This is a genomic window from Rheinheimera faecalis (assembly GCF_021290965.1).
GTDB lineage: Bacteria > Pseudomonadota > Gammaproteobacteria > Enterobacterales > Alteromonadaceae > Pararheinheimera > Pararheinheimera faecalis.
The window spans coordinates 86,388-113,277 of record NZ_JAJOYT010000013.1 but is presented as its reverse complement, the minus strand read 5'-3'; the positions used below and the strand labels follow the sequence as shown (position 1 = coordinate 113,277).

At 46.1% G+C, this 26,890-nt stretch carries 25 protein-coding genes; 14 read left to right on the top strand and 11 right to left on the bottom strand.

The annotated features are described in order from the left end of the window. Nucleotides 1–148 precede the first annotated feature (148 nt). From hrcA to LSG34_RS17820, 8 genes are all read left to right on the top strand, one after another. Entirely contained in the window at nt 149–1,174 is a 1,026-nt protein-coding gene (hrcA, locus tag LSG34_RS17855; protein ID WP_233010492.1) for a heat-inducible transcriptional repressor HrcA, read from the top strand. A 29-nt stretch (nt 1,175–1,203) separates the two neighbouring features. Continuing rightward, nucleotides 1,204–1,773: a nucleotide exchange factor GrpE gene (gene grpE, locus LSG34_RS17850; RefSeq protein WP_127020729.1), complete on the top strand. Its 570-nt coding sequence runs from the start codon at nt 1,204–1,206 to the stop codon at nt 1,771–1,773. A gap of 142 nt (nt 1,774–1,915) precedes the next feature. Continuing rightward, the gene (locus tag LSG34_RS17845) at nt 1,916–3,196 is read left to right on the top strand and encodes a PqiA/YebS family transporter subunit (RefSeq protein ID WP_233010490.1); all 1,281 of its coding nucleotides are present in this window, start codon (nt 1,916–1,918) and stop codon (nt 3,194–3,196) included. Then, nucleotides 3,189–4,943 (top strand): intermembrane transport protein PqiB, encoded by a 1,755-nt coding sequence (gene pqiB, locus LSG34_RS17840; RefSeq protein WP_233010489.1) that lies wholly within the window; start codon nt 3,189–3,191, stop codon nt 4,941–4,943. Before LSG34_RS17845 ends, pqiB begins: the two co-directional genes overlap by 8 nt. Then, nucleotides 4,943–5,506, top strand: coding sequence for a PqiC family protein (locus LSG34_RS17835; RefSeq protein ID WP_233010488.1), 564 nt, complete (start codon nt 4,943–4,945; stop codon nt 5,504–5,506). The genes pqiB and LSG34_RS17835 overlap by 1 nt, the downstream gene beginning before the upstream one ends. Before the next feature lie 292 nt (nt 5,507–5,798). Beyond that, on the top strand, nt 5,799–6,065 hold the full coding sequence (locus LSG34_RS17830; RefSeq protein ID WP_233010487.1) for an OadG family protein: 267 nt from the start codon (nt 5,799–5,801) through the stop codon (nt 6,063–6,065). Further along, nucleotides 6,062–7,852, top strand: coding sequence for a sodium-extruding oxaloacetate decarboxylase subunit alpha (gene oadA / locus LSG34_RS17825; protein ID WP_233010486.1), 1,791 nt, complete (start codon nt 6,062–6,064; stop codon nt 7,850–7,852). The genes LSG34_RS17830 and oadA overlap by 4 nt, the downstream gene beginning before the upstream one ends. Before the next feature lie 9 nt (nt 7,853–7,861). After that, nucleotides 7,862–8,992 carry a sodium ion-translocating decarboxylase subunit beta gene (locus LSG34_RS17820; protein WP_233010485.1) on the top strand — a complete coding sequence of 377 codons (1,131 nt, stop codon included), beginning with the start codon at nt 7,862–7,864 and terminating at the stop codon, nt 8,990–8,992. Between the two features lie 21 nt (nt 8,993–9,013). Here LSG34_RS17820 and LSG34_RS17815 read toward each other — a convergent pair whose 3' ends face one another. Beyond that, a complete protein-coding gene (locus LSG34_RS17815) occupies nt 9,014–10,111 on the bottom strand; it encodes an anhydro-N-acetylmuramic acid kinase (RefSeq protein ID WP_233010484.1) in 1,098 nt (365 codons plus the stop codon). Beyond that, a complete protein-coding gene (locus tag LSG34_RS17810) occupies nt 10,111–11,418 on the bottom strand; it encodes a peptidoglycan DD-metalloendopeptidase family protein (protein WP_233010483.1) in 1,308 nt (435 codons plus the stop codon). The genes LSG34_RS17815 and LSG34_RS17810 overlap by 1 nt, the downstream gene beginning before the upstream one ends. Before the next feature lie 162 nt (nt 11,419–11,580). Here LSG34_RS17810 and tyrS point away from each other — a divergent pair, with 162 nt between their 5' ends. Beyond that, on the top strand, nt 11,581–12,783 hold the full coding sequence (tyrS, locus tag LSG34_RS17805) for a tyrosine--tRNA ligase (protein WP_233010482.1): 1,203 nt from the start codon (nt 11,581–11,583) through the stop codon (nt 12,781–12,783). 55 nt (nt 12,784–12,838) lie between these two features. Here tyrS and LSG34_RS17800 read toward each other — a convergent pair whose 3' ends face one another. Further along, nucleotides 12,839–13,387: an excisionase family DNA-binding protein gene (locus LSG34_RS17800; RefSeq protein ID WP_233010481.1), complete on the bottom strand. Its 549-nt coding sequence runs from the start codon at nt 13,385–13,387 to the stop codon at nt 12,839–12,841. A 167-nt stretch (nt 13,388–13,554) separates the two neighbouring features. Here LSG34_RS17800 and LSG34_RS17795 point away from each other — a divergent pair, with 167 nt between their 5' ends. Further along, nucleotides 13,555–14,406 (top strand): SPFH domain-containing protein, encoded by an 852-nt coding sequence (locus LSG34_RS17795; RefSeq protein WP_233010480.1) that lies wholly within the window; start codon nt 13,555–13,557, stop codon nt 14,404–14,406. A gap of 12 nt (nt 14,407–14,418) precedes the next feature. Beyond that, nucleotides 14,419–14,601, top strand: a complete 183-nt coding sequence (locus LSG34_RS17790; RefSeq protein ID WP_233010478.1) for an Arc family DNA-binding protein — start codon at nt 14,419–14,421, stop codon at nt 14,599–14,601. On the opposite strand, the gene LSG34_RS17785 is transcribed toward LSG34_RS17790, so the two are convergent. Continuing rightward, nucleotides 14,598–15,173 carry a TetR/AcrR family transcriptional regulator gene (locus LSG34_RS17785; protein ID WP_233010477.1) on the bottom strand — a complete coding sequence of 192 codons (576 nt, stop codon included), beginning with the start codon at nt 15,171–15,173 and terminating at the stop codon, nt 14,598–14,600. The genes LSG34_RS17790 and LSG34_RS17785 overlap by 4 nt on opposite strands. 104 nt (nt 15,174–15,277) lie before the next feature. On the opposite strand from LSG34_RS17785, the gene LSG34_RS17780 reads away from it, so the two are divergent. Next, a complete protein-coding gene (locus LSG34_RS17780; protein ID WP_233010476.1) occupies nt 15,278–15,778 on the top strand; it encodes an HPP family protein in 501 nt (166 codons plus the stop codon). On the opposite strand, the gene LSG34_RS17775 is transcribed toward LSG34_RS17780, so the two are convergent. After that, the gene (locus tag LSG34_RS17775; RefSeq protein WP_233010475.1) at nt 15,735–16,646 is read right to left on the bottom strand and encodes an AEC family transporter; all 912 of its coding nucleotides are present in this window, start codon (nt 16,644–16,646) and stop codon (nt 15,735–15,737) included. The two genes, LSG34_RS17780 and LSG34_RS17775, sit on opposite strands and share 44 nt — an antisense overlap. Continuing rightward, entirely contained in the window at nt 16,646–17,008 is a 363-nt protein-coding gene (locus LSG34_RS17770) for a GIY-YIG nuclease family protein (RefSeq protein ID WP_233010473.1), read from the bottom strand. Before LSG34_RS17770 ends, LSG34_RS17775 begins: the two co-directional genes overlap by 1 nt. Nucleotides 17,009–17,081: 73 nt before the next feature. On the opposite strand from LSG34_RS17770, the gene LSG34_RS17765 reads away from it, so the two are divergent. Next, nucleotides 17,082–18,344 carry a DEAD/DEAH box helicase gene (locus LSG34_RS17765; protein ID WP_233010471.1) on the top strand — a complete coding sequence of 421 codons (1,263 nt, stop codon included), beginning with the start codon at nt 17,082–17,084 and terminating at the stop codon, nt 18,342–18,344. A gap of 67 nt (nt 18,345–18,411) precedes the next feature. On the opposite strand, the gene LSG34_RS17760 is transcribed toward LSG34_RS17765, so the two are convergent. Further along, nucleotides 18,412–18,945, bottom strand: a complete 534-nt coding sequence (locus tag LSG34_RS17760) for a GNAT family N-acetyltransferase (RefSeq protein ID WP_233010470.1) — start codon at nt 18,943–18,945, stop codon at nt 18,412–18,414. A 12-nt stretch (nt 18,946–18,957) separates the two neighbouring features. Next, nucleotides 18,958–19,236: a peptidylprolyl isomerase gene (locus LSG34_RS17755; protein ID WP_233010469.1), complete on the bottom strand. Its 279-nt coding sequence runs from the start codon at nt 19,234–19,236 to the stop codon at nt 18,958–18,960. A gap of 350 nt (nt 19,237–19,586) precedes the next feature. Between LSG34_RS17755 and LSG34_RS17750 the strand changes: the two genes are divergently transcribed. Beyond that, nucleotides 19,587–23,615 carry a S8 family serine peptidase gene (locus tag LSG34_RS17750; protein WP_332909092.1) on the top strand — a complete coding sequence of 1,343 codons (4,029 nt, stop codon included), beginning with the start codon at nt 19,587–19,589 and terminating at the stop codon, nt 23,613–23,615. A 247-nt stretch (nt 23,616–23,862) separates the two neighbouring features. On the opposite strand, the gene aguA is transcribed toward LSG34_RS17750, so the two are convergent. From aguA to LSG34_RS17735, 3 genes are all read right to left on the bottom strand, one after another. Continuing rightward, the gene (gene aguA, locus LSG34_RS17745) at nt 23,863–24,969 is read right to left on the bottom strand and encodes an agmatine deiminase (protein ID WP_233010466.1); all 1,107 of its coding nucleotides are present in this window, start codon (nt 24,967–24,969) and stop codon (nt 23,863–23,865) included. Between the two features lies 1 nt (nt 24,970). Next, complete coding sequence (aguB, locus tag LSG34_RS17740; protein ID WP_233010465.1) at nt 24,971–25,861, bottom strand: N-carbamoylputrescine amidase; 891 nt, start codon at nt 25,859–25,861, stop codon at nt 24,971–24,973. A gap of 289 nt (nt 25,862–26,150) precedes the next feature. Further along, complete coding sequence (locus tag LSG34_RS17735; RefSeq protein ID WP_233010464.1) at nt 26,151–26,792, bottom strand: peroxiredoxin-like family protein; 642 nt, start codon at nt 26,790–26,792, stop codon at nt 26,151–26,153. Nucleotides 26,793–26,890: the final 98 nt, after the last annotated feature.

Genomic DNA, 26,890 nt, shown 5'->3' with positions numbered 1-26,890 from the left:
TACCCATAGTTTCTGGCAGCGAACAGGCTTTGTGTACAGACAGCGGACTAAGGACAAGGCTTGAATTTTTAAATAATGACCCCACAATATCTAGCAGTATAAATGAGCAGTATTCTGCACCGTCTTATTAACCGGAGTAACAGCTGTAGTGGTTCAGTTAAGCAGACCAGAACTGATATTAAAACTCATAGTCGAGCAGTACCTGACGGACGGCATGCCGGTGTCGTCTAAGCTGCTGTGTGAGCAGTCAGAGCTTGGTGTCAGTTCAGCCACAGTGCGCAATACCATGATGTTGCTGGAGCAGCAGGGCTTTATCCGCTCTCCTCATACCTCAGCAGGTCGTGTGCCTACTACTTCGGGTATCCGTTTATTTATCGATAAAATGCTGCAGCTGGAGCCTTTAACAGGTCGATGGCTGGATGCTATTCAGGTGAATTTGCCACCGCAATTACCAGTTTCTTTATTATGTCAGCAAGCCGGCCAGTTGTTAGCCAACTTAACAGGTATGGTCAGTATTGTCAGTGCGCCTAAAAGTCAGGGCAGGGTGATACGGCAGGTAGATTTAGTGCGTTTAGCCACGCAGCGACTCTTACTGGTAGTGATAGACGAAGACGGCGACATTTTGCACCGGGTGCTGTTTCACGACGATTTAATTGATAATCCAACCTTAAGCCGGGTTTTGTGTTTACTCAACGCTGCTTTATGTGGTCAGGATTGGCTGGATGGTATTTCACGTTTAGCATTAATAGCAAAGGAAGAATGCGGTACTGTGCAGTCTTTAGTGAAAACCGCGATGGCGCAACTGAGTCTGGACGAGATGCAGCAGCATCAGCCGCTGATTTATGGTCAGCACCAACTGATGCAAGCCACTGATTATCATCGCGACCCACAATTACAGCAAGTGATCGAACTTTTAGATAATCCATCTTGTCTGGTGAAGTTATTGACGCCCATCACTCAGGATGAACAACCAAAATTAATACTGGGGCGTGAATCTGGTATTGAACCTTTAGCCAAGGTGAGTTTGATTTGTGCACGCTACCGCTCGGAGCCACATGGCTTTATCGCCTTGCTTGGACCACGACGGATGAACTATGGTCGTTTTGTGCCTTTAGTTGAAGCTGTAGCACAACAAATGTTTTTTAACTTGAATCATCTTAATCAATCCCCATAATAAGCCAACCTATGGTGGAGTAGTAACTAATGAGCGAGCAAGATAAAGTGCAAACTGAACAACAACAGGCTGCGGAAGCAGCGGCAGAGCAAGAAGTGGTAGAACTGACGCCGGAGCAGGAACTTATTGCAAAGCTGGATGCAGAATTACAGCAGGCAAAAGCCCAGTTGGCAGAGCAGCATGATTTAATGCTTAGAATTAAAGCTGAAGCAGACAACAGCCGTCGTCGTTCAGCTATGGATGTTGAAAAAGCCCATAAATTTGCGCTGGAGCGTTTCGCTGGTGATTTATTACCGGTTGTAGATAACCTTGAGCGTGCTTTAACTTTCTTAAATCGCGAAGACGACAGCCAGAAAGCTCTGGGTGAAGGCGTGGATTTAACCCTGAAAGGTTTGCTGGATACACTGGCGAAAAACGGTGTGCAGCAAATTGACCCACAAGGTCAGCCGTTTAACCCTGAATTCCATCAGGCGATGTCTATTCAGCCAAGTGCTGATGTAGCACCAAACACTGTGACTTTTGTCATGCAAAAAGGCTACGAGCTGAACGGTCGTTTAGTACGTCCTGCTATGGTGGGTGTATCTAAAGCTGTTGAATAAACAGCAACTGCATAAAAGCAGGGGGCAGAGACATGGGATGCCAGCATCTGATGTCTCTGCCCCCTTATTTTTTACTGGGCTTTATTCTTGCGGGCTTTTACAATAGCTTCATCGCAGTATAGGCATTTGCAAAGGAATCTTTTTGTCTGATCTGGAGTCTGGTATAGCGCCCCCGGCGCAACCTGGTGCTGAACTGGTGCTTTGTCGCCACTGCGATCTATTGCAGCAATTGCCGTTATTGGCTATTGGTCAGGAAGCGGCCTGCAGCCGCTGTGGTTATTTACTGGATATGCGCCAGAAAGATCCGGTATTACGTCCTGTACTCTACGCTGCAAGCTCGTTGTTTATGCTGATTTTGGCAAACCTCTTTCCTTTTATTGGCATGGATGTGGCGGGTAACGTCCATATCATGAGTTTTTTTGATACCTCCTCTGTATTATTTAACGAACATCAGCAGTGGCTGGCCGTATTGGTCTGGTTATTTATTCAGGCGATACCGGCTTTTTGTATGCTGGCGGTGATTTACATCAAGCTTGGCATGGTGCGCCGTGTCCGTGGTTTGGTTTGGACTGCCCGCGTGCTTTATATGCTCAAACCCTGGAGCATGGTGGATATTTTCCTGATTGGTATTCTGGTCGCTTTTGTCAAACTGGTGGTCTATGCCGATATTTCTGTGGGCATGAGCTTCTGGGCTTTTTGCCTGTTTTGTTTGTTGCATTTGCGCACTTTTCAGGTGATAGACCGCCATGCCTTGTGGGAATCGATAGCTCCTGCGCCTCAGCCTGTTGCAGCGCATTTGGCAGGAAAAACCGGTGTTTCCTTGAATTTAGCCAGTTGCAGCTGTTGTACTGCTATAGTGCCGCTGGAACAAAAACACTGTGACCGTTGTGGCACTAAAGTCACGGCCCGTATTCCGGCCAGCTTACAAAAAACTCTGGCCTGGCTGATTACTGCAACTCTGTTGTATATCCCTGCTAACTTGCTGCCTATTATGGAAACTGTGTCTTTGGGCAGCAGCATTCAGTCTACAATCATCAGCGGTATTATATTGATGTGGCAGGACGGTGCTTACCCTGTGGCCATTGTGATTTTACTCGCCAGCGTGGTGGTGCCTGTAGTGAAAATAGTGGTGATGTTCTGGTTATGTTATTTAGCCAGCCACACAGGACATAAACGACAGTTACTGTCGACCCGGGTGTATTTGTTAGTCGACTGGATTGGTCGCTGGTCTATGGTGGATGTGCTGGTGGTGGCTATTCTTGCTGCTTTAGTACGGTTTGATTTATTGATGGGCGTGTACCCTGGTATGGGCGCGATAATTTTTGCGACTGTGGTGATCACCACCATGCTCGCCGCTATGAGTTTTGACCCACGTTTATTGTGGGATCAACGGAATAAAAAAGAGGAGCAGCAGCGTGGCTAAGACGCAGGGCCGGGTGGCCGCGGTGAAAAAGATCCGACAATTATCCCCCATCTGGATAGTGCCAGTGATAGCAGTAGCTATTGGCATCTGGATGCTTTATTACACTCAGAAAAATCAGGGGCCTGTGATTACATTAGTCACACTGAATGCTGAAGGCATAGTGGCTGGCAAAACTCAGATCAAAAGCCGCAGTGTGGACATAGGCCGCGTAGAGTCGGTGCAGCTGTCTGAAGATTTAAGCAAAGTACTGATCAAAGCGCGGATGGATCCGGGCATTGAAGCTTTACTGAACGAAGACTCCCAGTTGTGGGTAGTTAAACCTACCATAGGCCGTGGTGGTGTCAGTGGTTTGAATACGCTGTTATCCGGTGCTTATATTGAATTGCAGCCAGGCAAAGCTAGTGTGCAAAAATACTATTACGAATTACTCGATAGCCCGCCTATAGCGCCAGCTGATGCGCCAGGGGTACGAGTGACGTTGTTAAGTGATGATGCGACTGCTTTAGCTGTCGGCGACCCTGTGCTTTATCACGGTTATGCTGTGGGTACTGTAGAGACCAGTAACTTTGTTGCTGAAAAAGGCCATATGACTTATCAGTTGTTTGTGCGTGCGCCTTATGATGCCCTAGTGACTGAAAATGTACGCTTCTGGCAAGCCAGCGGTATGGCGCTTGATGTGTCAGCTCAAGGGGTTCGGGTTGAATTAGCTTCTGTGGCAACTTTGCTCAGTGGTGGTGTGCATTTTGATGTGCTGGATGGCTGGCCTGTGGGCGATAAAGTGGCCAGTAACAGTGAGTTTCAGCTGTTTAAAAATCAAAAGGCCATCAAAGAAGGTTTGTACACCGAATACAACGAATACCTGATGTTTTTTGACGAATCCATTCGTGGTTTAACAGCGGGTGCTCCTTTGGAATACAAAGGCATACGCATTGGTACTGTGGCTATGGCTCCGTACTTTTTTAATATGGAAAACCCACTGGATGTGGCCTTTAAACGGGGTATTCCGGTGTTGGTGCGGGTGGAAGCGGGTCGGCTTGCTGGTGAGATGAGCCTGAAAAAGCTGGCGCAGGAATTAGAAACTGCAGTGCAACATGGTTTAAGAGCTGTATTAAAAACCGGTAGTTTGTTGACTGGTGCTTTGTATATCGAATTGGTGCAAACCGATGCAGTGATTGAAACACCTAAAGTAAAAGTGGATGTGCCAGCCCTTGCTGATGCTGATAGCTCTGAAAAAGTGCAAGTGGCCACTGCTCAGCCGCCAGAATTTTCCAGCGAAGGTTTTGTGCCTGCACCTTTTGCTTTGGCGGATCACGCTGGTCTGAAAATTATGCCAACAGCCCCAAGCGGCCTAGCCAACATTGAACAAAAAGTGCTGCAGGTGCTGGATAAGGTTAATCGTCTGCCTGTGGAAGATGTGTTGGCTCAAAGCTCAGCTACCTTGGCGCAAAGCGAAAAAATGCTGAAAAATGCAGAACAGCTGATCCAGTCACTGGACCAACTGGTGAAACATAATGCAGTGCAGCAATTGCCGGCTGACTTACAGCAAAGCCTGGCTGAACTGCGTAAAACACTGGCAGGCTTTTCGCCAGGTTCACCTGCTTATGAGCGTTTAAATGGTAATTTGCAGTCGATGGATCAATTGTTACGTGACTTGCAGCCTGTGATTAAAACCATGAACAGTCAAAGTAATTCACTGATTTTTAATGCCGATCTGCCTAAAGATCCAGAACCTGAGAAGGGTAACTAATGCGTTATTTAGCTTTTGTATTCTTAAGTCTGGCGGTGGCTGGCTGTGGCAGTTCTCCGTCTGAGCTGCAGTATTACCGCTTACCAGCAGTAGCTGCCAAAGCGCCAGTAGTCGATAGCAGTAAAGTGCTTGTGATTGAACCTGTGATGGTCGCCAGTTATTTAAATAGCAACGCGCTGGTGTATCAAAATAACGAGGTGAATCTGCAACTGACCCGCACTCACCAATGGGCTGAAGCTTTGGACCAGCAACTGACCCGTAATTTGCAGGCGCATTTATCTGGTGCTTTAACGGATTGGCGTGTGACTCAACAGGTCAGTAGTCCAGCTGACAGCCGCCTGACAGTGCAAGTTACTCAGTTTCATACCACAGCTGATGGTGTTGTATTGATCAGTGGTCAGGCGCATTTGTTGACAGGGGCTGTCGTCAAGCAGATGCCTTTTGAGCTGCAATTGCCTATTGCCGATGATGGTTATGACGAAGTAGTGAAAACTTTAGGTCAGGGCTGGAGCCAGGTAGCCGCCCAGATCGCAGCTGCAATCACAGAAAGTCCCAGCTCTTAATTATCCAGACTAAATAAATCGGCTGTGGCTGGTTTCAGATAAAAAATAAACCCCGCCTTTATGGTGGGGTTTATTTTTTTACCTGTCAGATGAAATTCGGAGGCAACTGAACATTGAGTTATAGATGTTTAGATTCTTAGCTGTCTGAATGGCTATTTCTTGCCTTTGTCAATAGAGTTCCGTATACATTGTATAAATAACAGGCATCAACCAAAGTGATTAAGCAATAGCTTATGTTCTTTGCTGAAAGCTGCTATTAATCAATAGAGATAAATGATGGAGAGGACTCAAGATGGACGCTGAGCAACAAGTCAGTGTGTTACTGCTGGATGCAGCCGCATTAATGGGTGTGGGCATGGGCGTTGTATTTAGTTTTTTATTGCTATTAGTCTGGGCTGTACAGGGCATGTCCTGGTTACTTAAGAATTCAGCTGAACCCGTTTCCGCGTCCGTTGCTACACTGCAACAAAGGCCTGAGACTGGTATTCCTCCCGCCATAGTTGCTGCTATCAGTTCCGCTATTGAACATCACCAAAAACAAAATAAGGAACTCAAATGAGTCAGCCATTATTACTGACTGAGCTGGTGCTCAGAGACGCCCATCAATCCTTATTAGCCACCCGCCTTCGTTTAGAAGATATGTTGCCTATAGCGGCCAAACTGGATCAGGTGGGCTATTGGTCGATGGAATCCTGGGGCGGCGCTACCTTTGATGCCTGTATTCGTTATTTAGGTGAAGATCCATGGCATCGTCTGCGCGAGCTGAAAAAAGCCATGCCCAATACCAAACAACAAATGCTGTTGCGTGGTCAGAATTTATTAGGCTACCGGCACTATGCCGACGACGTTGTCGAAGCTTTTGTCGAACGTAGTTTTGCCAATGGCATAGACGTATTCCGTATTTTTGATGCGATGAATGATGTACGTAACCTGCAAACCGCTGTGGCTGCCGCGGTTAAGGTTGGCGCTCATGCTCAGGGCACTTTGTCCTATACCGTCAGCCCTGTTCATACTATTGATGGCTGGCTGGATATGGCGATGCAGTTGGAGGATATGGGCTGCCATTCGATTTGTATCAAAGATATGGCAGGGTTACTGAAACCTTATGTTGCAGAAGAGCTGATCCGTCGTTTAAAAGAATGTGTGAAGTTGCCTATAGCGATGCAGTGTCATGCGACTACAGGTTTAAGTACAGCCACTTACCAGAAAGCCATTGATGCTGGTATTGATATGCTCGACACCGCCATATCCTCTATGAGCATGACCTACGGCCATAGTGCAACCGAGACTATGGTGGCCATCACCGAGGGCACAGCGCGGGATACCGGGCTGAATTTAGTTTTACTCGAAGAGATTGCGGCCTATTTTCGCGAGGTGCGCACTAAATACGCTCAGTTTGAAGGTTCACTCAAAGGCGTCGACGCCCGCATTTTATTAGCTCAGGTGCCTGGTGGCATGCTGACCAATATGGAAAGCCAGCTAAAAGAGCAGGGCGCTTTAGACAAAATGGATTTAGTGCTGAAAGAGATCCCTAAAGTGCGTAAAGAGCTGGGCTATTTACCGCTGGTCACTCCAACTTCACAAATAGTGGGTACTCAGGCGGTGCTCAATGTGCTCTCTGGTGAACGTTATAAAACCATCACCAAAGAGACTGCAGCTGTACTCAAAGGCGAATACGGCACAACTCCGGCTGCGGTGGACGCGGCTTTACAACAACGAGTGTTAGCTGGTGCTGAAGCTATCCTCTGTCGTCCAGCTGATTTGCTTGAGCCTGAACTTGAGGCCTTAACGGCTGAACTGGACGGCAAAGCCAAAGAGCTTCAGTTGCAGCTGGCGGATGCCAAAGTAGATGACGTGCTGACTTATGCCTTGTTCCCACAGGTTGGCTTGAAGTTTTTACAACACAGAGGCGATGCATCGAAGTTTGAGCCAGCGCCCGGAAAAGCGGTAAAAGAAACCGCTGTGGCGCAAAGCAATGTCACTCCATCGAATGTCACAGCTTCAGGTATAGGTCATTACAGCGTCAAAGTGGATGGTAAGCTGTATCAGGTGGAAGTAGGACCTGCTGGTGCTGTGCAACAGATCAAAGCTGCAGTGGAGGAAAACATTCCACAGTCGGCCAGTATTCAGCCTGCCAGCCGATTAAATTCGCCTTTAGCCGGCAATATACTGGCGCTTAAAGTCAGTGTTGGGCAGCAGGTAGAAGCAGGACAGGTGGTGCTTTTGATGGAAGCAATGAAAATGGAGACTGAAATTCGTGCCAGTCAGGCAGGTATTGTCAGTCAAATTCATATCAGTGTTGGCTCTGCTGTCTCGACCGGCGATCTGCTGATTAGTTTTGCCTGAGGATAGGTCATGGACGCGTTATTCACACTGATAGACTCCACAGGATTGGTGCATCTGACCTGGCCCGCGCTGGTGATGATGGCAGTAGGCTTTTTGTTATTGTATCTGGCGATAGCCAAAGGTTTTGAGCCGCTGCTGCTTATTCCTATAGGTTTTGGTGCCATTCTTAGCAACATTCCTTTGGCCGGCATGAGTGAGCCTGGTGGTTTGCTTTATTACATTTACCAGGTTGGCATTGAAACCGGAGTATTTCCGTTGCTGATTTTTTTGGGAGTGGGCGCCTTAACTGACTTCAGCGCTTTAATAGCCAATCCCAAAATGTTGTTATTAGGCGCCGCTGCACAGTTTGGTATTTTCTCTACCTTGCTGGGAGCTATAGCGTTAAATCTGATCCCGGGTTTAAGTTTCACCATGAAAGAAGCTGCGGCTATTGCCATTATTGGCGGTGCTGATGGTCCTACTGCGATTTTTTTAGCCTCAAAACTGGCGCCTGAGTTATTAGGAGCCATTGCTGTAGCTGCTTATTCTTATATGGCATTGGTGCCTATTATTCAGCCTCCTATTATGCGGGCTTTAACCAGTGTGGAAGAGCGTAAAGTAAAAATGGTGCAGCTGAGGAAGGTCAGTCAAAAAGAGAAAATGATCTTCCCTTTGCTGGTGCTGGTACTCACCTTCCTGTTTTTACCTACAGCTGCGCCTTTAATTGGTATGTTTTGTTTGGGCAATTTAATACGCGAAGCTGGTGTAGTGGAGCGGTTATCTAAAACTGCTCAAAATGAGCTGATCAATATAGTCACTATTTTCTTAGGTTTGGCTGTGGGTTCTAAGTTAAGTGCAGACCAATTCCTGACGACTCAGACTTTAGGCATTTTGGTGTTGGGCGCTGTGGCCTTTGGTATAGGCACAGCTTCCGGGGTTTTAATGGCAAAACTGATGAACAAGGTCTGCAAAGATCCGGTCAATCCATTGATAGGAGCCGCAGGGGTTTCCGCAGTGCCTATGTCGGCCAGGGTTGCTAACAAAGTAGGCTTAGAAGCTGATCCGCATAACTTTCTGTTAATGCATGCCATGGGGCCTAATGTGGCTGGTGTGATAGGTTCAGCTGTAGCCGCTGGTATTTTGCTGGCGTTGTTGCAATAAAGTCTTGGATGTGGGATTTGGCTAGCAGCTAAATTCCGCACCTAATACCACGGCCTTTCGTGCGCCTGTGACTTCAGGGATATTGCCCGGAATTTTTTGGTCGTAAGCATAAGCAAGCCAGGCAAAAGCCATAGCTTCCACATCGTCTGCTTTCACACCTAAACTGGCGGTTTGTTGAAGTTGTACAGTAGGGAATAACTGCTGCAAATCGCTTATCAGTACTTTGTTATAAGCACCACCACCACAGACAAATAACTCCTTTATGGCTTCATTGACCAGTGCGATCTTGATGCTCTCTGCCGTAAAACGAGTCAGCGTTCGCTGTACATCAGCTGCAGCGTAGTTTTTCGCGTGTAATTTTTGTGCCAGCCACTCTGCGTTGAAATACTCTCTGCCTGTGCTTTTGGGGCCTTGTAACTGAAAGTATGGGTCGGAACAAAGAGCTGTTAATAAATCCTGTTGTATCACGCCAGAGGCCGCATAAAGGCCATCTTTATCATACAAGCCTAAGCCTTGTTGCTGGATCCAGTTATCCATCAAGCCATTGCCAGGGCCAGTATCAAAACCACGAACCGGCTGATTGGGTTGCAGCAAGGTGACATTGGCAATACCGCCAATATTTAAAATAGCGCGATAGCTGTTTGGCTCTGCAAAAATAGCTTTATGAAAAGCCGGAACGAGCGGCGCACCTTGTCCGCCATAAGCCATATCTTTGCGGCGAAAATCGGCAATAACCCGGATTTGAGTTTCTGCTGCCAGGCGGAACATATCACCAATCTGATAAGTAAAAGGAAAGCTGACGTAAGGGCGGTGTCGTATGGTCTGGCCATGACAACCAATAGCGCTTATTTGTTCAGGGCTAACTTTGGTTTTAGCTAATAACTCTTTGACTGCATCGGCATAAGCTAAGGCCAGTTGTTGTTCCACTAAGCCCATCAGTTCAAGTTCGTCCGGACCGGATTGAGCCAATTGGCTCAGTTGCTGGCGTAACTGTTCAGGGAAAGGGCAAAGCAGGGAGTCGATTAATTGAGGAAAACGGCTGTCGCCAAAACGAACCAGCACCAGATCGATTCCATCGAGACTGGTGCCGGACATGATGCCTATATACAAGCTGGACATTACTCAGCAGCGGCTACTGTGATCCGCTCGTGGTTCTGCATTTGTGCAATCAGCTGTTTTGCTTCGTTTACAAAAGCAATTCGTTCACTGGTAGACAGTGCATCTGCCTGAGGTAATTTCACAGTACGTGGGTTACGGTGCACACCACCCACCACAAATTCATAGTGCAAGTGAGCGCCAGTGACACGGCCTGTAGAACCTAAACGACCTATCACCTGACCCTGCTTCACGTTTTCGCCTTGCTTCACATCACGTTTGGATAAGTGCAGGTATTTGGTCACTATGTTGTTTTTATGCTTAATAAACACATAGTTACCATTCACGCCGTTACGGGTTGATGCAATGACTTTACCATCACCAGCCGCCATAATAGGAGTACCTACTGCAGCAACATAATCGACACCATTATGAGGTTTTACTTTCTTTAACACTGGGTGTAAACGGCGAGGGTTAAAATTGGAGCTGACATACTGGAAGCTGACCGGGGCGCGTAAGAAGGCTTGCTTAGTGCCCTTACCGTCCGGCTTGTAAAAGGCGCCGTCCTTGTGACGAACTGCCTGATACACCTGCCCTTCGTTTTTAAACTGTGCAGCGAGAATATTACCATTACCAACAAATTGACCATCGGCATAACGGGTTTCAAAAATCACGCTGAAACTGTCGCCTGCTTTGATATCTAAACCAAAATCGATGTCGTAGCTGAAAATGTTGTTTGCCAGTGTCAGCATCTGAGCTTCGGTTAAACCTGCTTCCAGACCTGCGTTCCAGAACGAACCGTTAACCACACCACTGACGACTTCAGTACGGGTTTCAACTTCCTTTAATAACTCTTCGGCAGCAAACTTGCCATTGGCAGTACGCTGAACACGTAAGGTTTTCAGGTTGTTGATTGGATAACGGATTTCCTGCAGCTTGCCCTGGTTATCTAAACCAAACTCAATTTGCTCGCCGGGAAAAATGCGGGTTAAAGTTTTGACTGGTTTACCCAGTTCTAACACTTCCTGCATTGCGGCTTGATCTAATTTAGCTTTGCGGAAAATAGCAGACAGAATGTCGCCTTTTTTCACGTCAACAGTCACCCACTCCAGTGAGTTATCTTCGTGTGGCAAGGTTGCAAGCTGTTCGGCTGCAATTTTCTCTTCCACCAAAGGGATATCAATACTGTATCTTTTTCCAACTTCCAACTCAGATGTATCTGTAGTTCTGGAGGCTGAAGCTTGTTCTGACGGGATCAACAGCATAACGGCAACAATGCCGCTTAAAGCGCCGATTAATAACCGATGTTTGATAGGCAAAGAAGAAATCATAGAAAGCGCATCTCTTATTATTATCAGACAAACCAATAGAAAAACGAGCATATAACGATTTTTTGTGCGATGCCACACTTTTGTTGGTTTGATCTAAAGAAATGTTTCAGTAGAATGCAGGCTTGGAATTTTGCGAAATACAAAGAGATTTAGGAGTAGACCATGGCTCACTGGGAGCAGGCGCTGGCTGAGATAAAACGCGGCTGCGAAGAGATTTTGTTAGAAGAAGAGCTGATTGCCAAGTTAAAGGAAGGAAAACCTTTAAAAATCAAAGCGGGTTTTGATCCAACTGCACCAGATTTGCATTTAGGTCACACGGTTCTCATCAACAAATTACGTACCTTTCAACAGTTGGGTCATGATGTCATTTTCCTTATTGGCGACTTCACCGGCATGATTGGTGATCCAACAGGGAAAAACGTAACGCGTAAGCCTTTAACCCGCGAAGACGTGTTGGCCAACGCACAGACGTATAAAGAGCAGGTGTTTAAAATTCTTGATCCTGCAAAAACCCGTGTGGCTTTTAACTCCGAATGGATGGAAAAGTTAGGCGCGGCAGGCATGATCAAACTGGCAGCACGTCAAACCGTCGCCCGTATGCTGGAGCGTGATGACTTTAAAAAGCGTTATGCCAATAACCAGTCTATTGCTATCCACGAGTTTTTATACCCATTAGTGCAAGGCTGGGACTCCGTTGCTTTAGAAGCTGACATCGAAATGGGCGGAACCGATCAGCGCTTTAACCTGCTGATGGGACGTGAACTGCAAAAAGACGAAGGTCAGCGCCCACAAACCATTATTATGGTGCCATTGCTGGAAGGCCTGGACGGTGTGCAGAAGATGTCCAAGTCCCTGGGTAACTATATTGGTATCACAGACACGCCGGGTGAGATGTTTGGCAAAGTGATGTCCATCAGTGATGAGCTGATGTGGCGTTACTACGATTTGCTGAGTTTCCGTCCTATTGCTGATATTGCAGCTCTGAAGCAACAAGCAGCGGATGGTCGTAACCCACGTGATATTAAAATTGAACTGGCAAAGGAAATTATTGCCCGTTTCCACGATGAAGCTTCAGCTGATGCGGCAGAACAGGATTTTATCCAGCGTTTTCAGAAAAACGCCTTGCCGGACGATATCCCTGAACTGAGCTTAACTTTAACTGCTGACAGTATTCAGATTGCCAACTTGTTAAAAGAAGCTGGTCTGGTTGAAAGTACCTCAGAAGCCTTGCGTATGATTAAGCAAGGTGCGGTCAAGCTTGACGGTGAAACCAAAGTGGAAGACAGCAAGATGGAATTTGCCAAAGGCAGCTGTCATATCTTCCAGGTAGGTAAACGTAAATTTGCCAAAGTCAGTTTGGTTTAACCGCTGATTTACTCTAAAAGACCGGCTTTGATGCCGGTTTTTTTATAGTTGGCTGTTAGCTGGCTTGTTGTAGGCGGGCAAATAGCAGCTTTTGTAATTCAGTCTTAAATTGCAAAGGCTCAAAAGGTAAAGTTAGCCAGATCATATCCATCGTCAGTTTTTGTTGTGGATCTTCGGTCGATAACAATGCCAGTTTTACCTGATGTTGTGTCAGTTCCTGCTGCAGCATGAGCAGATCTATGCCTTGCTGGTCAGCCGTCATCAACACCAGTTCAGGTTTACGCTCGCCCATCATCAGTAATGCGTCCACAGCGTTACGGGCATACTGTAATTCGACCGGGAAATGCCACTGCTGACATAAAACCTGTAATAATTTGAAAAAATCTGCATCCAGATCTACGCACAACAGATGCGTCCGAGGTTGCAATTTTTGCCTTTTATGCAACAGGCTCAGTAAGGATTCCTGCACTATACGTCTGTGTCCGCCTGGTGTTTTCCAGGCACTTAATAAGCCTTGTTCAACCCACAGCTGGATAGTTCGCACTGAAACACCTAAAAGAGTGGCCGCTTGTCGGGTAGAAAGAAGTTGATGTTGCTCTGACATAATGATTTTTCTGATTTGATTAAATTTATCATATTTATCAAATGAGCTTGTGTCAATCAACGGATGGCTTTTTACAGTCAATTGCATGCTTTTTGTACTTATTTACTTGCACTTTTTTTAAATGAAGCTAATTTGATATTAAATTGATATCAAATTAAGAGGTCGTAATGAAAGAGTATCTGGCAACAAGCCGCAGTGGTTTGATGATGTTAGCTGTACTTCCTGCAGTCTTTGTTTTATCCGGTTTTGGCCTGCTGGTTTTAGGCGGCCCTCTGAAATTGGTTGCTATATTGGCATTGATTTTAGTGGGGATTGGCTTTTTTGGTTTCTATATGGTGCAGCCAAATCAATGCGCTGTACTGCAGCTGTTTGGCCGTTACGTCGGTTCAGACTTACAAACTGGCTTACGCTGGGCAAACCCGTTTTACAGTAAACAAAAAGTATCGTTGCGGGTGCGCAACTTTGAAAGCGGTAAACTCAAAGTCAATGATCACAGCGGTAATCCGGTAGAAATTGCGGCTGTTGTGGTATGGAAAGTCGTAGACAGTGCTGAAGCCGTGTTTGAAGTGGAAGATTATGAGAACTTTGTCAGCATCCAAAGTGAAGCAGCTTTGCGCTTTTTGGCTTCGAGTTATCCCTATGAGGCGGTGGAAGATATAGATATCAGCCTGCGCAGTAATGGTCCTGAAGTGACTGATTTACTCAAAGCTGAAATTCAGGCTCGCCTGGATAAAGCTGGTGTTGAAGTGCTGGAAGCCCGGATCAGTCATTTAGCTTATGCGCCGGAAATTGCCAGCGCTATGCTGCAACGTCAACAAGCAAGAGCTGTAGTGATGGCGCGTCAGCAATTGGTTGAAGGGGCAGTGGGCATGGTGGAATTAGCTTTAGCGCGTTTGTCGGAGAAGAACATGGTGCAGCTGGATGAAGAACGTAAAGCCGCTATGGTCAGTAATTTGTTAGTGGTGCTTTGTGGTGATCATCAGGTACAACCTGTGATCAATACCGGCACTTTGTATTAAGCGGAGAGCTAAGTGTCTAAAAAAGCTTTTGCGTTACGTATTGATGAAACAGTGCTGCAGGCTTTGCAGCACTGGGCTGATGATGAGTTTCGCAGTGTGAATGGCCAGATTGAATATGTATTACGCGAAGCATTAATTCAGGCTGGACGGCTGAAGAAAAAGCCTCCGACAGAGCCTGCTGCAGAGCCGGATTAGCTTAAAGCACGGACCAGTAACAGTGCTTGTTTTTTAGCATGCTGAGCCACAGTGGCATCCGCATGCACTAAAGCCATACTGATGGCGCCTTCTTTAAGTAACATCAAGCCATCAAGCAATAAAGACTGTGCTTCTTCTGACAGGTGATAACTCTGAAGGTGAGTGTTCACTAAGTGTTTCACCTTGAGTTTATGTTGAGCACACAGCTGCAATACAGCACTGTCTGGTCCATGGTATTCGGCTGCACAGTTTTGAAAGTAACAACCAAAAAAAGGTCCTAAGACTTGCGCCTTGCCTTCAAACCATAGGGTTAACGCATCAAACAACTTTTCTGCCGGACTTACAGGATCGGCGCTGACCAGCTGTTGTTCCAGCCACTGATAAAAGCGTTGATGCCGAAGCTCCAATGTGGCCATCAACAGCTCATCTTTGCTGACGAAATGGTGATAAAGCGTTTTTTTGGCAATAGCAGACTGTTCTAAAATCTGATTAATACCTACAGCATGCACACCATGGCGGTAAAACAACGTTAAGGCTGTTTCTACAAGCTGCTGTTTTTTATCCTGTTCCATAAAAGTCCTCAGCATAGTTGATACTTAGCTTGACACAGGTAGACCAGTCTGTCTACAATGCAATTCATTGGTAGACAGACTGGTCTACTTTGTAAGGTGATACTATGACTGAACATAAAATCTGGGTGCAAGCTTTGCTGGCTGGTTGTGGTGCAGCTTTGGTCATGGCGCTGCTAGCTTTATTGCAGCAATGGCAGCAGTTATGGCTGGTCGCTCCTTTTGGTGCAACAGCGGTGATCTTATTTGCCTTGCCGGATAGTCCGCTTGGTAAAGCAAAAAATGTGATAGCCGGGCATTTTCTGGCAGCACTGATTGGCCTGACTTTTGTTCATGCCTTTGGTTTAACCGTTTGGAGCTTGTCTGTTGCGGTGGGGTTATCTATAGGTCTGATGGTGCTGTGGAAAATTACTCATCCACCAGCAGGCGCCACTACCTTATTGATTATGCTGACAGCGCCTGACTGGTGGTTTTTATTCAACCCTGTTTTGACAGGTTCTGTGTTGATGGTGCTGGTGGCTCATTATTATCATCAGAGCCATAGAAAAGGCCATCAACATTTGGTTAAACGTAAAGCTGCAGTAGCAAATACCAAAGTGGAAGACTGATAAAACTCAATAGCAAACCCAAGCCAACCAAAGCTGGCACTAAACGTAGTGCCAGCCCTGCACCAATAGCGATAGCGCCGGCAGACACCATAGGCGGCATGGCGGCTTCAAATACTACAACCTGCAGCAGTAACGGATCGGGCTGGAATAAACTTAAGAATCCTAAAGCCAGCAATGGCATTAAAAGTAGCTTTACACCCAAAGCAAAAATCAGAGGTTTGGTTTCTTTGTTATCCAGTTGCAACCTGAACTGAAAACCTACAGCAATCATAATAACCGGCACTAAAGTGGCGGCCAGACTGTCCAGTACCAGACTAAAAAAAGCCGGATAAGTCACTGACTTCAGACATAACGCCAGCACCAAAGCAACAAAAGAAGGGAAGGTCAGTACACGTTTAATAATTTGAGCCGCAGTTGGGGTAGCTGCATTGGGGTTATACCAGGCCGCTAAAATAGTGGAGTAAGTCGCCAGTGCTAAAAAGGAGCCAGCCTGATCGTAAATCATGGCGTAAGGTAAAGCCTGGTCGCCAAAAAAAGCTTCGACCATAGGAAAACCCAAAAATGAGGTATTGCCTAAAGGTAAAACCACCAGCAAGGCGCCGACCGTGGTTTTCTCCCAATTCCAGAGCCGACCTGCCAGTATAATTAATCCAGCCACAATCAATAGCACAACCCAGGGAGTGATAGCCGGTAACCAGAGTTGGCTGGAGAATTCTAACAACGGAATTTTTTGCAGTACTAAAGCGGGCAGCGCCACAAAAAGCACATACTGATTCAGCACTAAACCTGTTTCCTGCGGAAACTGCGGCAGTCTGCGCAGCAAAGAGCCGATCACTAAATACACCAGAACTAAAGCAAAACTTTCCATCATGACTCCTTTGCACAAAGCAAAGTGTAATCTGTCGCAGGTTCTGTGCCTATGCGACTTTCGCCTGATAGCTGGTGCAGCAGGTTCAGTTGTTTAGCGTCTTGCTTGAGCAACAACTCTTTGTCTTTTTTAGTCCACTGTTTCAGTTGATATTCCAGTTTGCTGGCTGAAGATCGGCAGGGCATAACGTAAGTGAAGGCTAACTGCAGTGGGCCTTTGCCTTTGAGCGCCTTAGCGCCTCCTGTTAATTTGCCACTGTGCTGGCGTAAACGCCGTTCAGGATTGGTACTGATGCCTGTGTATAAAGTGCCTGTTGCGGTGCGTACCATATAAACAAACCATGGGGTTGATACTGCAGTCATGCCTTGTCCTGTTGGTTCTGCTACACTAGCGACGATTTAACGGTTTGAAAGTCGCTACTTTAAAGGAAATTGCATGTCATTTGCCACGCTTGGTTTAGATCCCCGTATTCTTTCTGCTGTGAGCGCACAGGGTTACCACACTCCAACCCCAATTCAGCAGCAAACCATACCTGTGATTTTAGAAGGCAAAGATGTGCTGGCCGGTGCTCAGACCGGCACAGGAAAAACAGCAGCTTTTACCTTGCCAGTACTGCAATTACTCAGTAAAAACACCAGCAAAGTAAATAACCTGCAGGTGCGCTGCTTAGTGCTGACACCGACCCGTGAACTGGCACAACAGGTGGCTGACAGCGTCAAAGCTTATGGTGCAGATCTACCGCTGAAATATGCGGTGTTTTATGGTGGTGTGTCGATAAACCCACAATACGATCAGGCCAGCCGTGGTTTAGATATTCTGGTCGCGACACCGGGCCGTTTGCTTGATCATTTACATCAGGGCACTGTAAGTTTGTCAGAGCTGCAAATTCTGGTGCTGGATGAAGCCGACCGCATGCTGGATATGGGTTTTATTCACGATATTAAACGTATTATGGCGAAATTACCCAAAGAGCGGCAGACGCTGTTTTTCTCAGCTACCTTCGCTAAAGAAATCAAAGAATTGGCGGACACTTTATTAAAGTCTCCTGTGTTGATTGAAGTGGCTAAACCTAACAGCACGGCAGATAAAGTTGAACAACGGGCCTATAGAGTAGACTCGCAGCGCAAACGTGAGATGTTGTCTTATCTGATTGGTTCACGGCAGTGGAAACAGGTGCTGATTTTTAGCCGTACTAAACATGGTGCAGACCGTCTGGCTAAACAGTTGCGGTTGGATGGTATAGAAGCAGGCGCTATTCATGGTGATAAAAGTCAGGGCGCCCGCACCAAAGCGCTGGATGATTTTAAAAACAACAGATTAAGTGTGTTAGTGGCCACTGATATAGCGGCCCGCGGTCTGGATATTGAAGAACTGCCTATAGTAGTGAACTACGACCTGCCTCAGGTGGCTGAAGATTATGTACACCGTATCGGCCGTACAGGTCGGGCTGGCAATTCAGGTATGGCGATTAGTTTAATTACGCCAGATGATCTGGTCATGCTGCAAGCCATTGAAAAACTGACGAAACAGGTGATCACGCAGCAGGTTGTTCCTGGCTATGAGCACGATCCGAAAATGAATCACAGCAGCAAGAAAGCCGATGCTGAAGAAGAACGGGTACAAAAAGTGGCAAGCCGCAATAAACAGCTGGCCAAAGAAAAAGCCAAGTTACGTTCTCAGTTGGTAAGCAAAAAGTAACTTTGCAGATTTTGTAGATAGTGACAAATTAAAAAGGCAGCGCAAGCTGCCTTTCAGTTATAGGTGATTAATCATCTTTGGGCTCAAGCGGCGTATTCAGCGTCAGTTGGTAAAACGCCAAATCTAACCAACGATCAAACTTAAAGCCAGCCTGAGTGATAGTACCGCTGTGGGTAAAACCATATTTTTTATGCAAGGCGATACTGGCGTCGTTGGCCGCATCTATTCCGCCAATCAACAGATGATAATTCTCCAGCTGTGCCTGCTCTATGATTTTCTGTAACATCAAAGCGCCATAACCTTTGCCTTGCTGATCTGGCGCTACATAGACCGAATGCTCGACTGAATACTTAAAAGCAGGAAAAGAGCGAAATGTGCCGTAACTGCCAAAAGCCAGCAGTTGACCTTGTTCATTCACCAAGCCTAGCACCGGAAAATTGCCTGCAGTTTTGTTAGCAAACCATTGCTGCATAGTGGTCATAGTGCGGGGCTTGTACTCATACAAAGCCGTGGTATTTAAAATAGCGTGGTTAAATATCGCCAGAATAGCTTCGGCATGTTCATCATAACTACAGTGTACAAAACGCGTCAGGCTCTCCATTCAGATCTCCCGTTAGCTTCTGTACAAGGTTTTGATCAGATGATAACCAAACTGAGTCTTGATTGGGCCATGCACTTCCAGCACTGCTTTTTTAAAAACCACTTCATCAAAAGCTCTAACCATCTGACCTGGTCTAAACTCACCTAAATCTCCGCCTTTTTTGCCAGAAGGGCACAAAGAGTGCTTTTTAGCCAAATCGTGAAAACTGGCGCCTTTGGCCAGCATTTGCTTTAATTTCTCTGCTTCTGCAGCAGTTTTTACCAGAATATGGCAGGCACAGGCTTTTGACATTTTGGGGTTACCTTTTCAGTGGAATTTTATTTTAACTCTTTATATAGAAAAGGGTAATTGTTCTTTGGTGCGCTTGATGTTTTTGATGCAGAGAAATAAGTCACAAGACAACAGGTCGCAAAATCTTCATTCGTCGCATTTTAATCAGTTGTGGCACTTTTTTTGCGTGACTTGTGAATTAATTAATTTCATTTATTGATTTTAAAAAAATTTATTAACAGATGTTTTGTTTTGTAAGTTATTGCTTTATAAGGGTAAATTGTTGTTTTGTTCCTGTGGGTTAAGCTTTTTTTGTAGAATTTAGAGTTAACATTTCCTTGTGATCTGTAAGTCAATTGTAATATATATGGATGTGCGCTAGCTCGATAAAAAATTGCAGTGTTAATAATAAAAAACTTGAAAATCTAGGAAGGTTCATAATGCAACGTAAAGGTTATTCGCTACTAGCGGTCGCAATTTCAGCGGCCCTTGCAGGTCCAGCTCTGGCTTCTGCACCACAAAAATCACAATATTCTCCAGAAGTTGAAAAATTAATCACTTTCGATGTTTCTCAAAAAAATAAAGTGAAGTTAGGACAAAGTCTGAACTACTTCATTGTTAAGCTTGAGAATGCACCTTTAGCTAAGGCAGCAGCCTCAATGAAATCAGCTACTAAAGGTAACAGATTAGACATTAGTTCTGCTGCTGCGGTAAAACATTCGTCTGTTTTGGCCGCTGAGCGCCAGAGTTTTGCACAGAGCCTGAAAAAAGCTGTTCCAAACGCTCAGATTGAACGCCATTACGATACGGTATTGAATGGCGTGGTAGTGACGTCAGAGTCTGATATTTTCGATCAGTTATCTGCTATGCCTGGAGTCTCTAAAGTATATCGCGAAGAAATGTACTACGAGCAAATGGATGCCTCACTTGATTTGATCAAAGCCAAACAAGTGTGGGAACAGTTAGGCGGTAGTGCAGAAGCAGGTAAAGGTATTAAAGTCGCGGTGATCGATGGCGGTATTCGTCCTGAAAACCCAATGTTCAGGGATGAAGGTTTTACAGCGCCTGAAGTCAAAGCAACAGACGATTATTGTGCAACTATAAAGCCAGACTTTTGTAATAACAAACTTATAGTCGCTCGTTTCAGTGCTCCTACATTTACCACTATTCCACAAGAATACATGAGCCCCTTAGGTCAGGGCGGCCATGGTACTCACGTGGCTGGTACTGTAGCTGGTATGCCAACAAGTATATATTTTAACGGTAGCGGTAATACAGATGAAAATGGCGTTGAAGTTACAGACGCTACATCTGCTGAGGGCAAAGAAGGCTTTACTAAGGTTGATATTTCAGGTGTTGCACCTGGTGCTTATCTGATGGCTTACAAAGCTCTGTTTCAGGTATTTCGTGCTGATGGCACTGTGACTGGCAGTGGTTCTAACATTATGTTGTTAGAAGCTTTAGATTGGGCCGTTAAAGATGGTGCTGATGTAATCAACAACTCATGGGGTGGTGGTGCTGGTGGTGATCCTGCAGCCAGTCCTTATCAGGAGTCCTTCTTAGCTGCTGAGGCTGCAGGCGTTGTTGTGGTCACTGCGGCTGGTAACGATGGCCCAGGTGCCAAAACTATAGGTTGTCCTGCTTGTATCGAAAGTGGTATTACTGTTGCGAGTACCACTCATGGTCGTTACTTTGCTAACAAAGTTACTGCCGGTGGCGAAGAATTTTTGGCCATTGCAGGTTCAGAGTTTCCAGCTACGGTGAAAGATCTGGAAGGAAATGTTTCAGCTCCTGTTGTATTAGCTTCAGCTGTAGCCCCAGACAATGCTTTAGGTTGTACTGCTTTCCCTGCGGATACCTTCAAAGATAAAATTGCCGTTATTTCCCGTGGCACTTGTGCATTTAGCGATAAAGCTAACAATGCTGCTGCGGCGGGTGCTATTGCCTTAATCGTTATTCAAAACAGTGATGGTGAACCTAGTGTAATGTCCACACCAGGTATCACTATTCCTGCAGTAATGATTAGTAAAGCTGACGGTGCGAAATTAGTGGCTGATGCCGCTGTGACTATCAGTATTCAGGCAGATAAAGTGATGTCTGCGCAGTTTACCGACATTATGAGCGACTTCTCATCCCGTGGTCCAAATGGAAACAGCAATTTCCTGAAACCAGATATTGGCGCTCCAGGTAGTAGCATTTTATCTGCAACTTCACCTGATGCCTTTGACGATTCCCGTACTTTCCAGTTAAACAGCGGTACATCCATGGCGTCGCCACATGTTGCTGGTGCTGCAGCGATCATGAAACAGCTTTATCCTGAGTGGACAGCAGTTGAAATTAAAACTGCCTTAACTTCAACTGCTGTAAACGGTCTGAAAAAAGAAGATTCTGTAACGCCAACTACGCCTTTTGATATAGGTGCTGGTCGTCTTGATTTGGAGCGCGCGGTAAAAGCTGGTGTTACTTTTGATAAACCATCTTTTGCACAGGACCCTTGTGTCGCTGAATGTTCGTTTACCAGAACCATTCGCAACATGACGGACAAAGAAGTTACCTGGACACCTTCATTATCCCTGACCGACGAGGCGATGACAGGTGAGTTCAGCGTATCATCTGTTACCTTAAAGCCTTATGGTACAGAAGGTGATTCGGCAGAATTTAGCCTGAAACTGAATGGTTCATTTGCGACTCTGGATACATGGAGTTTTGGTAACGTAGTATGGACAGCAAGCGATACAGCTATTCCTTCTGCGACTATGCCGATCGCTGTTCGTGTGGCAACCTCTGCTGACAGTTCTCTGTTATCTACTGTTTCAGTCGGTGAGTTAAGCCCAGGAACTCCTGCCCAGGTATCGACTACCTTGAATAACAAGGCATTCACTGGTCAGGTTTCTGTGGTATCGAAACTTCCAGCTGGTACAAAACTGGTTGAGTCCAGTGGTGCAGCTACAGTGACTGGTGGTACTCAATTTTTGTTTGATGCAAATCCTGATTCAACTGCTGTGTCCTGGTCTGGCCGCTTAAACACTCCAGCTATGCGTTTTAATGCGGATGCAGCAATCAATTATGAACTGGCCACAAACGGTGGTATTCGTATTCCATGTTCTGGTGATTGTGACGAGTTTTATCAGGGATTGAATGTTGGCGGAATTGGTTTACCTGTGACGTTTAACGGTCAGTCGTATAGCCGCGTTTATATCTCGGACAACGGCATTATTAATTTCTCTAATACTGCAACTACTCCGGCTCCATCATTTACAAACCAACAGCTGCCTAACGCAGCAACACCAAATAATCTGGTTGCTCCGTTCTGGGCCGATATGGATTTAACAGGTGGTGCTACTGGTGGCGGTGATCTGTATTACGACATTCTGGCAGTCAGTGGTACAGACTATCTGGTAATTGAATGGAACAAAGCGCAGGTCTATGACGATGCCAGCGGCAGTGAATACACATTCCAGGTTTGGATGGCACTGAATGCTCCGGAAGATATTTTCTTTAACTACATTGATATGGATGCTATGCCGTCTAACGTCACTGTTGGTGCAGAGGATGCAGCTGGTACTTTAGGTGCAAACCAGTACTACAATGGTACAGGTACTGCTCCAGCTACGGGTCAATCATTAGGTTTGGCTACTATTACTGGTGGCAAACTGGTGATGAATTATAGTGTTGAGAATACTGGAGAGTTAGCTTTAGGTCAGGTTGATACTGTTACTATCGCTGAAGATACAGCCAGTGAGCCAGTTGACGTATTGGCAAACGATGCTGCGTCTTTTGAAAAAGTTGTACAAGTCAAAGTAACAAGCGGTGACACCACACTTGATGCTTTTAATACCTTAACTGTTACTCCTGATGGCGCTTTAACCAACCCTGTAGTAGTTACAGCTCCTGTTAATGGCACTGTTGCAGTGACCAGTGGTCAGTTTGTCTACACGCCAAATGCAGACTTCAACGGTACTGACAGCTTCACTTATCAGGCTGAAGACCAGTCTGGTCTGAAAACTGTCCCAGCAGAAGTAGCTGTGACTGTGACAGCTGTGAATGATGCACCAACATTAGTTGCTGGTGCTGCAGTGACAGTAGAAGAAGGTAAATCTGCGACTTTATCAGTAACAGGTACCGACATTGATGCTGATGCCTTAACTTACACTTGGACTCATGTATCTGGCCCGTCTTTGACTATCAGCGCTACTACAGCCTCTGTAACTGTCACTGCACCAGCTGTTGATTCTGACCAAGCTGTTGTCTTAAGAGTTACTGCCTCTGATGGCACTGCAACATCAGCTCCTGTAAACGTAACGCTTAATGTTACTAATGCAAAAGGTTCCAGCGGTAGCTTTGGTTGGTTATCCCTGATGTTATTACCTCTGGCTTTATTACGCCGTCGTCGTAACTAACAGAACTTTATAGTTCAATGCAAAGACCGCCGTTTATCGGCGGTTTTTTTATGTCCAGGGAGGGACGGTATGTCGAAAATGCAGAGTGATGTCGGTCTTTCGAAATGCCAACTGTTTAGCATTTCGCCGATATCACGCCTTCGCTTGTGGCGACGGCTGGAACATATTTTCGACGATGAGCTGAATTATTTTGAAGCAATAAAAAAACGGGATTGTGGTCCCGTTTTTTGTAGCGAATAACTGAAGGTTAAGCAGGTTGTTGCTGAGTAATACAGTGCACGTTGCCGCCACCTAACAGGATCTCCCGACCAGGCACAGTGACCACCTGATGTTTTGGAAAGAGTTTGGTTAAGATGTCGATCGCAACCTGATCGTTCGCATCTTCAAATACCGGAACTACCAAACCCCCATTGCATAAATAGAAGTTGATGTAAGAACCTGCTAAACGGGCTTCAGATTCACGAGGTACGGCTGCGCCTGTTAAATCCACAGTGGCATATTCGTCTGCTTTAGCCAGCATAGGAGCAGGCACAGGCAGCTTATGGACTGTGAACTTGCGGCCTTTCGCATCAGTGCTGTTTTCCAGCACTTCTAAAGCGGCGCGTGAACGTTCGTACTGTGGATCGTTTTTGTCGTCAGTCCAGGCCAGCAAGACTTCGGCTGGGCCGACAAAACAGCACATATTATCGACGTGACCATCGGTTTCGTCGTTAAAAATGCCTTCTTTGAGCCAAATCACTTTATCGATACTTAAATAGTCCGACAGCATCTGCTCGATTTGTTCGCGGGATAAATCCGGGTTGCGGTTTTTATTCAGCAAACATTCTTCAGTTGTTAATAAAGTGCCTTCGCCGTCGACATGAATAGCACCACCTTCCAGTACAAAACCTTCAGTGCGGTAACGTGCTGTGCTTTCTATGTTGGCAATTTTTTGCGCGACCTGGTCGTCTCTGTGCCATGGGAAATAGAGACCACCGTTTAAACCACCCCAGGCATTAAAGGTCCAGTCGACAGCACGCACTTCTTTGCCATTGGTGACAAAAGTAGGGCCTGTGTCACGGCACCAGGCGTCGTCTGTTGAAGTTTCAACGACACGAATTGGGTGAGTGGTTGGCTCTAAGCTCAACTGCGCCTGAGCATTGGCAAACTGAGCGGCAGAAGCCAATACAGTCACAGGCTCAAAACGGGCAATAGCACGAATGACTGCACAAAAGGCTTGCTGTGCTGGCTTGGCGCCTAAACGCCAGTTGTCGGTGCGCTCTGGCCATACCATCCAGGTTTGTTTATGCTCGGCCCATTCGGCTGGCATAAAAAAACCATCGGCACGAGGCGTACTGTTTAAGGTAACAGCCATCTTAGTTGTTACCTTCAGTTGGGGTAGTTTTGCCGTCTTTGGTTAAGATAGCACCGTATAAGTCGATACGACGGTCACGGTATACGCCCCAGTTACGACGGTTTTTCGCGGTTTCGTCTAAATCGAAGGTGTGAACTAACACAGCTTCGCTGACTTCGTCGGCTTCTTCTACTTTGGCACCAAACTCGTTGGCAATAAAAGAGCTGCCGTAGAAGGTAATAGCAAAATCGTCTTCGGTTTCACGGCCAATACGGTTGGACGCAATCAGAGGAACTAAGTTAGCTGCGGCATGACCTTGCTGAGTACGTTGCCAGTGCTCGCGTGAATTGACTGTCTCATCATGAGGTTCAGTGCCGATAGCTGTAGGGTAGAACAGCAGTTCTGCACCCATTAATGCCATGCTGCGGGCACATTCAGGGAACCACTGATCCCAGCAAATACCTATACCAATTTTTGCATAGGCGGTATCCCAGACTTTAAAGCCTGTGTCACCTGGTGTGAAATAGAACTTTTCGCTATAACCCGGTCCATCAGGAATATGGCTCTTGCGGTATAAACCTAAGTTGCTACCGTCGGCGTCAATTACAGCTACAGTGTTGTAGAAGCAGTTGCCGGCTTTTTCATAAAAGCTGATAGGCAGAACGACCTTCAACTCTTTGGCAATTTTGCTGAAGTGTTTAATAGCCGCGTTGTCTTCGACAGTAGTCGCGAACTCTAAATATTCATACTTTTGTTTCTGGCAGAAGTAGTTACGCTCGAACAGTTCCTGCAGCAGGATGATCTGGGCGCCTTGTTCAGCAGCTTCACGGACCAAGCGCTCACCACGGGCAATATTTTCTTCTACATTCCAGCCACCAATCATTTGGGTGGCGGCCACAGTTACCTTACGCATGCAAAGTCTCCTCAAGCCAGGGCTATAATTCAAAATAGAATTCAAAACAGAATTCGGATCTAAAGATGCAGCTACTCTAGTCAGTTTTGCCCCCTAGAGCAACCAACAGTGGCAACCAACAAGGGCAATCAAAAGCCTGGGCTGCAAGGGCGCGCAAAATGCCGTATTTTTGCGCTGTCGTCAATGAGTTTTATGGTGTTGGGGCAGAGTTTCAGGGCAGTTCGTGCTGCCCTGAATTAACTATGGGTGGATATGCATAAATACTGGGTTTTTAGTGAATGTATATAGCTTATTTGCTTTCTTTGGCCAAACGAGCCGCCAGCAACAACAGCTCTGGCTGCAAGCGGACTTTGTAATTAATATGCTGATAGCTGTATTGCACTAAACCCTCTTTATTGAGGATATACACTGCAGGCACGGGCAGCACTACTTTGCCGCTGCTTGCTTCCTTATTTAGATTCAGTTTGTAGGTATTTAAATAGGTTGCGCTGGTTTTTTCATCCAGATAATAAGCCACACCAAAAGCAGAGCTTAAATTGAACTGACTGTCCGATAACAGGGTATAAGTAATAGCGGCGCCTTTGGTATCTTTTAAACTAACCTGAATAGCAGCGGGGCTGTCTGGTGTCACTGCAATCAGTTGATAACCTAAAGCTTCTAGTTTGGGTTCAATCTCACGTAAAGCCGCCAGTTGCAGGTTGCAATAAGGACACCAGCCACCGCGGTAAAACACCAGCACAGTGTCTTGCTGTTTTAGCACTGAATTGAATTCTACGGCTTTGCCCGTCGCATCCTGCAGACTGACCTTAGGAGCCGTCATACCGTTTAATAAGGGTTTAATGTCCTCAGGGCTTTGGGCGATACGGGGTTCTGCCAACAGACTAAAACTAAAGAGGCTGAGGCTAAGTAACAGAATATGCTGAATTTTCATTTTGGTTTTTCCTTAAGTGATTTGAACTTAGATACCGGATCAGTGCAGCTAATCTTTCAGTGGGTGACGAATAATTGCTGATATAGCGCAAAGAAAAA